Here is a 7,387-nt window from a genome sequence, read left to right as displayed (position 1 = left end):
GCCACTTAATGTGGCCTCCGTCGTGAGCAGGACTGTAGAGCAGGAAAGTTCATATGCGGCCGCTGGCGCCCGGGCAGCGTCGGGGACCGCACCCGTACGACTACAGCGTCATGTTTGGATCGGCGTCGACGTCGAACGGCGAGATTTCACCTCGGTCGAATTTACGGCGAGCGACCTCCGCGATCATGGCGGCGTTATCGGTGCAGGCAGACAAGGGCGGCACCGTTACGCGGATCCCCTGACGCCCGAGCTTCTTGATCATCATCTCGCGCAGATGCGGATTGGCCGAGACGCCGCCGCCGATGCAATACTCCTTGCACCCGGTGGCATGCAGGGCGTTTTTTGCCTTCTTGTACTGCACGTCAAAGACCGCCGCCTCAAACGAGGCCGCTAGGTCGGGCAGGTGAATCGTGCGCCCGGCCTTGGTCTCCTGCTCGATGTAGAGCGTCACCGCCGTCTTGAGGCCCGAAAGCGAGAAGCGATAGTCCCCCCTGCTGTTCAGTGCACGAGGGAAATCGATCGCCTTGGGGTTGCCCGTCTCGGCAAGCTTGGAGATGATGGGGCCGCCGGGATAGCCCAGGCCCAGCGCCTTTGCCACCTTGTCGAAGGCTTCGCCCACGGCGTCGTCCAGCGTCTCGCCAAGCACTTCGTAGTCGCCCCATGCCTTTACGTGCACGAGCATGGTGTGCCCGCCCGAAACGAGCGTAAAGATAAACGGAGGTTTGAGGTCGGGCTGCGCCAACAGGTTGGCAAACAGGTGGCCCTCCAGATGATTGACGCACACCAGCGGTTTGCCGGCAGCATACGCAAAGCCCTTGGCGAAGGCGACGCCAACCACGAGCGCGCCCACCAGGCCCGGACCCTGTGTCACGCCCACAGCGGCAAGCTCACTTGGCGCAATGGCTCCGCCCGTAAGGCCCAGCGATGCTGCGGCGTCTTCAAGCGCCGCATCCACGACACTCACGATGACCTCAACGTGCTTGCGCGAGGCGATTTCGGGCACCACGCCACCAAAACGGGCATGGAAATCAATCTGCGTCGACACCTGGTTGGCCAGCATATTGCCGTCCGCATCGATAATCGCCACCGCCGTCTCGTCGCAGGAGCTCTCGATAGCGAGTACGAGGCGGCGACGCTCAATCTCGGCACGCTCCTCGGCAGAGCGCTTGGGCACAGGCAGGGGCCATACGCGCTGCTCGGCTGCCGTCGGCTCGGGCGAGGCGTTATCGACCGGAAGCACGAGGGGAAGTGGGGCCGTCATGACGATGGCGTCCTTGCCGGCACCGTAGTAGCCGCGGCGACGGCCCGCCTCGGTAAAGCCCAGGGCGGCATAGAGCGCAATCGCGCCCTCGTTGCCGTCCTCAACCTCGAGCGAAGCTGTAGTGCAGCCGAGCATCTGCGCGTCATAGCTCACGTGCGACAGCAGCTTGCGAGCAATGCCCTCGCGGCGATGAGTCGGATCGACGGCAACGTCCATAATCTGCACGTCCCCGTCGACGACCATGCCGCCGGCAAGACCCAGCAGCTGACCGTCGTCGTGCGCCACCCACCAGCTACGCGGAGCGGCAACGTCCTCGCCCAGCTCGGACAGGAACATGCCCGGCGTCCACGCCTCGTGTCCGGCGCCTTCAAAGCAGGCGGTCTCCAGTGCGCTCGCGCCCTCGGCATCTGCCGCGCCCATGGGGCGGAATTGCAGATGACGTCCGGCAAGCTCGTCGGCAACACCTGTCACCTCACTCTGCGCGCTCTCGGCAAGACCCAGGCGCTTGCGCTCGTTTTCCTCGGCATCCGAAAGGCGCGTATAGATCGGCAAGACGCGAGCCGGATCGCCGTCGCCTGCGGCGTGCGCCATCAGCAGGCCCTCGCCCGAGGGCCACCACAGGTCTCGCCCCACGCAGCGTGCTGTCTCGTCCTCGCCCAGCAGCTTGCCATAACGCACGAGACCGTCACCAGTCAGCTGAACCTGATCCCAGTCCGCGGTCTGGCGCCACTCATCAAGCGCCACGGCGGCCTTGACCACGCTCTCGCGCTCAAACAGACGCTCGGGACCCTCGTCCCCCAGCACATACAGCGCCGGGTACACCTCGCCGCGCATGGCGTCGGCAAGAACACCAAGTTTGCCGCGTACGCCGGCCTTCCATGCCGTCCAGGCGCAAGCGTCAAGTGTCGACACACCGAGCAACGGCACGTTGGCACCGCGTGCCAGACCCTTTGCGGTGGAGATGCCGATACGCACGCCCGTAAACGAACCCGGGCCGCGGCCGACCACATAACAGCCGACATCGCTGCGATCCAGGCCGGTCTGCTTCAGTAGGCCATCAACAGTATTCACGAGCTCCACGTTGGCATGGCGGCGACACAGATGGTCTCCACTTACCAGCTTTGCCTCGCCTGTCTGCACATCAATCCAGCTTGCCGCGCAGGCAAGCATGTCGGTCGATGTGTCGAGCGCCACCACCAGCGCGTTGTCGTTATGCAAGCTCATCTTGTACAGCCTTATCTATCAAATGGGAAAGCTCCGTCGCGCGCTCGCCGTGTGCCTCGAGCGTTATCGTTCGCACGTCGCTGTCGCCCTCATCGCGCTTAAGCGTCACCGAAAGATACTCATCTGTCAGTTCATCTTGAAACTGCTCGCCCCATTCCAGTAGGCAAACACCCTCATAGCCCAGCACGTCAAAAATGCCCGTATCCTCTAGCTCGTAGGCATGCTCCAGACGGTACAGATCAAAATGGAACAGCGGAATACGCCCTTGGTCATGAACGGCCATGAGTGCGAACGTAGGGCTCGTGACCATGTGCTCATCGCCCAGGGCACGCGAGACGCCCTTGGTAAAGTGGGTTTTTCCCACACCCAAGCCGCCGGTCAAAATCAGCACATCGCCATCTTCTAGACACGGTGCGACCAGCTCGCCAAAATGCTCCGTATCGGCAGTACGAGCCGTTCTATAGGTACCTACCCCCAGGCGCTCCAGGGACATATGCGCTCCTTATTATTCCGAGACGGTCTCCGACGCGGGGTGCCGCTCCAGATAGTCTCCCAGCATCTTAAAGTCTTCCTCCAGCAACTCCTGCCACGCCGGATTGCGCAGCGCCGCCGCAGGATGAAACGTCGGCATCACCACAAAGTGCCCCATCTGATGGAACCTGCCGCGCAGCTTGGTAATGCCGATCTCGGTCTTGAGCACAAAGTGCGTTGCGGGGTTGCCGAGCGTCACGATGATATCGGGCCAGATGCTTCGGATCTGTTCGCGCAAAAACGGTGAGCAAGCCAGCACTTCCTCGGGGCGCGGATTGCGGTTTCCCGGCGGACGGCACTTAAGCACATTGGCGATATAGACGTCCTCGCGCTTAAGACCAGCCAGGGACAAAATGCCGTTGAGGTCTTCACCCGCCGCCCCCACAAAGGGTTCGCCCTGCAAATCCTCGTTGCGACCCGGCGCCTCACCGATAAACATGACGCGAGCGCGGGGGTTTCCCACGCCAAACACGATATTGCGACGCGACTGATAGAGCTGACAGAGGTGACAATCACCCAGAACGGCCTCAATTTCCTCGAGTGCGACCTCGCGTGGCGCCTGATGGGAATGGCCGGGGATGTGCATGACGCCCATGGCGACTCCTACACGTAGACCTTGTCGAGACGCATGCCAAAGCCGCAGGCGACCTCGTAGTTAATCGTGCCGCGCAGTCGGGCCATCTCGTCCATAGTAATCTCGGCATCGCCATCGCGGCCGACAATGATCATCTCGTCACCATACTCGGCCTCGGGAATCTCGTGTGCCGGGTTGGACTGAATGGCGACCATAAACTGATCCATGCAGATATTGCCAACCTGACGCACGCGCTCGCCGCGATACAGCACATCCATACGATTGGAAAGTGTACGCGATAGGCCGTCGGCATAACCGATCGGCAGCGTGCAGATCTGAACGCGCGTACGCGGTACGCGATAGGTAAAACCGTAGCCCACGCCCTCGCCCATCGCAGGGTGTGCCACGCGCGTCACGCGCGCATGGACGCTCATAACGGGATCGAGTTGCATCACGTGGCCACTCAGCTCGCACGGCTGCATGCCATACAAGCCAACGCCGGCGCGAATCATATCAAAATGCATCGAGGGATCGAGCATCGAAGACGGCGTGTTGGCGCAGTGCACGATACCGCACTCAAAACCCGCATCCTTAATGGCCTGAACGGCCTCGGTAAAGCGCTGGCACTGCAGCTTGTAGTCCCAGCCCGAAGGTTCATCGGCCGTGGCGAAGTGCGTAAATACGCCGTCACACTGAATGCCGCGATGGAAATCAATACCACGGACAAAGTCGAGCACCTGCGTGTAATGTACGCCGATACGGTTCATGCCCGTCTCGATGGCGAGATGATACTTGCCCACCTTGCCCGCTGCGACGGCACATTCGCCATACGCCAGAGCAAAGTCGGACGTATAGACCGAGGGCATGATATCGAACTCGAGCAACGTCGGAATGGCCTCGATAGGCGGCTCGCTTAAGATGAGGATGGGTTTCGTGATCCCGCCCTGTCGGAGCTCAACGCCCTCGCTAACCGTCGCCACGGCAAACATGTCGGCACCGGCCGAATACATGATCTTGGCGCACTCAACAGCTCCATGGCCATAAGCGTCGGCTTTAACCACGCAGCATAGGCGCTGGCGCGGATTTAGCAAATTCTTATAGGCCCTCGTGTTGCGGCGGAGCGCCCCGCGGTCGATCTCGACCCAGGACCAACGCGTCAAATCGGCTTTATTCATAATTAGTCATCCGACCTTTCGTCTGTGATTCCCAGATCATCGAGCGCATCCTTTGCCGCCAACTCCATGGCGGGACCGATCAAGTCGATAAGATCGGTCGCGATAACGCTCTTCTCGCCAAACTCCGTCGCCGCGGCAAAACCGGCATAGCTATGAAGTGCGACGGCATACGAGTACAGCAGCTCCCAACGGTCCATCTCGTCGCGCATGGTGGCCAGTGTGCCGGCCAGAATGCCCGCAAGGACGTCACCCGAGCCAGCGGTCGCCAACGACGCCGGGCCCGAGAGCGGCAGCAGCACACGCTCAACACCGCAAATGGCTGTCGTCGGGCCCTTAGCGATAACAACGAGGTTATCGGAACCAGCGGCCCAGACAACCTTCTGCGCGGCTGCAATCGCGGTACCAAGGTCGTTCACCTCGTCTCCGGCAACCAGACGCGAAAGCTCACGATAGTGCGGCGTCATAACCAACGGCTGCTCGCGACGATACATCTCGGGGTTACTATCAATACCGTCAATGGCAATCTTAGCAAGGCAGTTGAGTGCATCGGCATCCAAAATAAGCGGTACATCAAGCTCGAGCAAGCCCGAAACCACCTGCATAGCGCCGGCAGACGTCGTCATACCGGGACCGCACAGTACGCAGCTGTACTTCTTTGCAATCTCGCACACCGTCATGCGCGCAGCGGCGCCAAAGGAGCCGCGGGAATCAGACGGAATAGCAAAGACGGGAATCGAAGGAAGTGCCATGCGAATAAGATTAGCGCAGGCGTCAGGAGCCGCGACTGCCACGTAACCAGCACCCGCGCGAGCTGCAGACTTGGCCGCCATAATGGCAGCACCAGGATATTGCGCAGATCCGGCGACAATAAGCACAGAGCCACGGGAATACTTATCGATATTCGTAGGAAGTGGAGCAAAGTAATCAACTAAGTCACCGGGCTCGACAATCTCGGCGGCGTGGTCGACATCATCGATGACCTCGTCAAGACGGTCGTAAAGATTGCCGCAGATCAAATCGCCAGCATACTCAGGGCCATCAGCGCTATACAGACCAATCTTGGGCGCAATCATCGTCACCGTATGCTCGGCACGAATGCAGTCGTCATCAACAACGCCCGTCTCGGCATTCAGGCCCGAGGGGACATCAATGGATACGACACAATCGGCGCATTCATTGACCGTAGGAATCCAGATGGAGAACGGCGCACGCAGATTCCCGTGAAAACCGGTACCAAAAATGGCATCGACAACAACATCGGCCTTACCGATCAAAACCTCGAGTTCGTCACGCGAAGGGCCGACGCAAACGTGCACATCGCGGCCGGCAGTACGACGAGCAACATGACGTGCCAGAGCAGCAGGAATCTCATCCGGTTCAACCGGAGAAACGATATCGACGTCCACACCCTTATGGCTCAGGATATCGGCGGCAACCCAACCGTCGCCGCCATTATTACCAAAACCGACCAGAACGAGAACCCGATCGGGATTGAGCTTCAAGACCTCGTTGGCGGCAAACTCACCCGCTAGCTCCATAAGCTCGGCCTTCGAAGTCCCTTCGCGTTCGATGATATCCTCGAGACGAACGACTTCTTCGGTACTCAAAACCGGTTTCATCTATGCTCCTAGCGTATCTTGCGAAGCATCGCCCAGGTGCTCCGTCAATGCTGAATTCTGCAGCTGCTCAAGCTCATCTAAAACAGAGCGAGCCTCTTTAAATGTCTGCGTAACGCGTTTCTTGGTGCTCACCTTTTCATCTTTTGGCTTAGGCCGAGCATCTTCGGTAATCGCGATGGCATTCGCAACGGCTAAGTCTCCTGTAAGCGTAATGGAAAGAGCGACCTCAACAACACCCAGCTCTTGAGCGATCTCAAGAGCACGGCCCGAAAGCAGCGCCTTCGGTTTGCCGAGTTTATCACGCGTAACCGAAACATCCTTGCGACCAACGCCTTGACTAAAGCCCGTGCCGAGAGCTTTAAGTACCGCCTCGCGCGAAGCAAAGCGGCTGGCATAGTGAGCAGCGGGACGCGATGATGCATCACAATACGCACGCTCTTCTTCGGTAAACACACGCCGAGCAAACGACGGCGTCTTTTCAAGAATTGATTTCATACGGGAAATCTCGACGATATCAACGCCGATTCCAGCTTCAGCCATGTTCACCTCCATATCGCACAGACTAAGTTATTGTAGCCCGTTCACAGAAGATGCGACAAACGAGGGTTATAAAACACAGCTACTATGTGAGACAAAAGCCCGTAAACGCAAAAAAGGGGGAGGCCGCGAGGCCTCCCCCTTCTCAGTTCAAGCGTACGGCTCGGTGCCGTCCACCGGTCAGCGGCGCCCTGGCCTCCCACGGGCTGGCCCCGCAGTACTCTCGGCGCGATGGGGCTTAGCTTCCGGGTTCGGAACGGGACCGGGCGTGCCCCCCATGCTCTGGCCGCTGACCGGTGGGCGGCGCCCACCGTTACGGTGTCCTGGGTCTCATCTACGTGCCCTGGGGGCCGCATGGCGCATAGGGGAGATCTGACTCGGGGGCATCCTCGTGCCCGGACCGCGCTTTCGAGCGCGAAGTCCCGCGGGCCGCGAGGTGCGGTTCCGGAAGAGCTCGGGCGATTAG

6 protein-coding genes and 1 rRNA gene are annotated in these 7,387 nt (G+C 60.0%); all 7 read right to left on the bottom strand.

The features are described from left to right. Positions 1–100: 100 nt before the first annotated feature. A complete protein-coding gene (tsaD, locus tag DXD24_RS09900; protein ID WP_117646641.1) occupies positions 101–2,485 on the bottom strand; it encodes a tRNA (adenosine(37)-N6)-threonylcarbamoyltransferase complex transferase subunit TsaD in 2,385 nt (794 codons plus the stop codon). After that, a complete protein-coding gene (tsaE, locus tag DXD24_RS09895) occupies positions 2,472–2,978 on the bottom strand; it encodes a tRNA (adenosine(37)-N6)-threonylcarbamoyltransferase complex ATPase subunit type 1 TsaE (RefSeq protein ID WP_117646640.1) in 507 nt (168 codons plus the stop codon). Before tsaE ends, tsaD begins: the two co-directional genes overlap by 14 nt. 12 nt (positions 2,979–2,990) lie before the next feature. Continuing rightward, positions 2,991–3,611 (bottom strand): uracil-DNA glycosylase, encoded by a 621-nt coding sequence (locus DXD24_RS09890; protein WP_117646639.1) that lies wholly within the window; start codon positions 3,609–3,611, stop codon positions 2,991–2,993. A gap of 8 nt (positions 3,612–3,619) precedes the next feature. Next, positions 3,620–4,765 (bottom strand): alanine racemase, encoded by a 1,146-nt coding sequence (alr, locus tag DXD24_RS09885; protein WP_117646638.1) that lies wholly within the window; start codon positions 4,763–4,765, stop codon positions 3,620–3,622. A gap of 2 nt (positions 4,766–4,767) precedes the next feature. Further along, positions 4,768–6,384 (bottom strand): NAD(P)H-hydrate dehydratase, encoded by a 1,617-nt coding sequence (locus tag DXD24_RS09880; RefSeq protein ID WP_117646637.1) that lies wholly within the window; start codon positions 6,382–6,384, stop codon positions 4,768–4,770. Then, the gene (gene acpS / locus DXD24_RS09875; RefSeq protein ID WP_117646636.1) at positions 6,385–6,924 is read right to left on the bottom strand and encodes a holo-ACP synthase; all 540 of its coding nucleotides are present in this window, start codon (positions 6,922–6,924) and stop codon (positions 6,385–6,387) included. Between the two features lie 175 nt (positions 6,925–7,099). Next, a 5S ribosomal RNA gene (gene rrf, locus DXD24_RS09870) occupies positions 7,100–7,215 on the bottom strand. Positions 7,216–7,387: the final 172 nt, after the last annotated feature.

It is taken from the genome of Collinsella sp. TF12-2AT (assembly GCF_003436735.1).
Taxonomy (GTDB): Bacteria; Actinomycetota; Coriobacteriia; order Coriobacteriales; family Coriobacteriaceae; genus Collinsella.
The sequence above is the reverse complement of the archived record's forward strand: the minus strand, read 5'-3'. Positions and strand labels throughout refer to the sequence as shown.

Bases quoted from the DNA above. Each gene is read 5' to 3' on its own strand.
- DXD24_RS09880 (WP_117646637.1), bottom strand. From the start codon at position 6,384: ATGAAACCGGTTTTGAGTACCGAAGAAGTCGTTCGTCTCGAGGATATC.
- alr (WP_117646638.1), bottom strand. From the start codon at position 4,765: ATGAATAAAGCCGATTTGACGCGTTGGTCCTGGGTCGAGATCGACCGC.
- DXD24_RS09890 (WP_117646639.1), bottom strand. From the start codon at position 3,611: ATGGGCGTCATGCACATCCCCGGCCATTCCCATCAGGCGCCACGCGAG.
- tsaD (WP_117646641.1), bottom strand. From the start codon at position 2,485: ATGAGCTTGCATAACGACAACGCGCTGGTGGTGGCGCTCGACACATCG.
- tsaE (WP_117646640.1), bottom strand. From the start codon at position 2,978: ATGTCCCTGGAGCGCCTGGGGGTAGGTACCTATAGAACGGCTCGTACT.
- acpS (WP_117646636.1), bottom strand. From the start codon at position 6,924: ATGGCTGAAGCTGGAATCGGCGTTGATATCGTCGAGATTTCCCGTATG.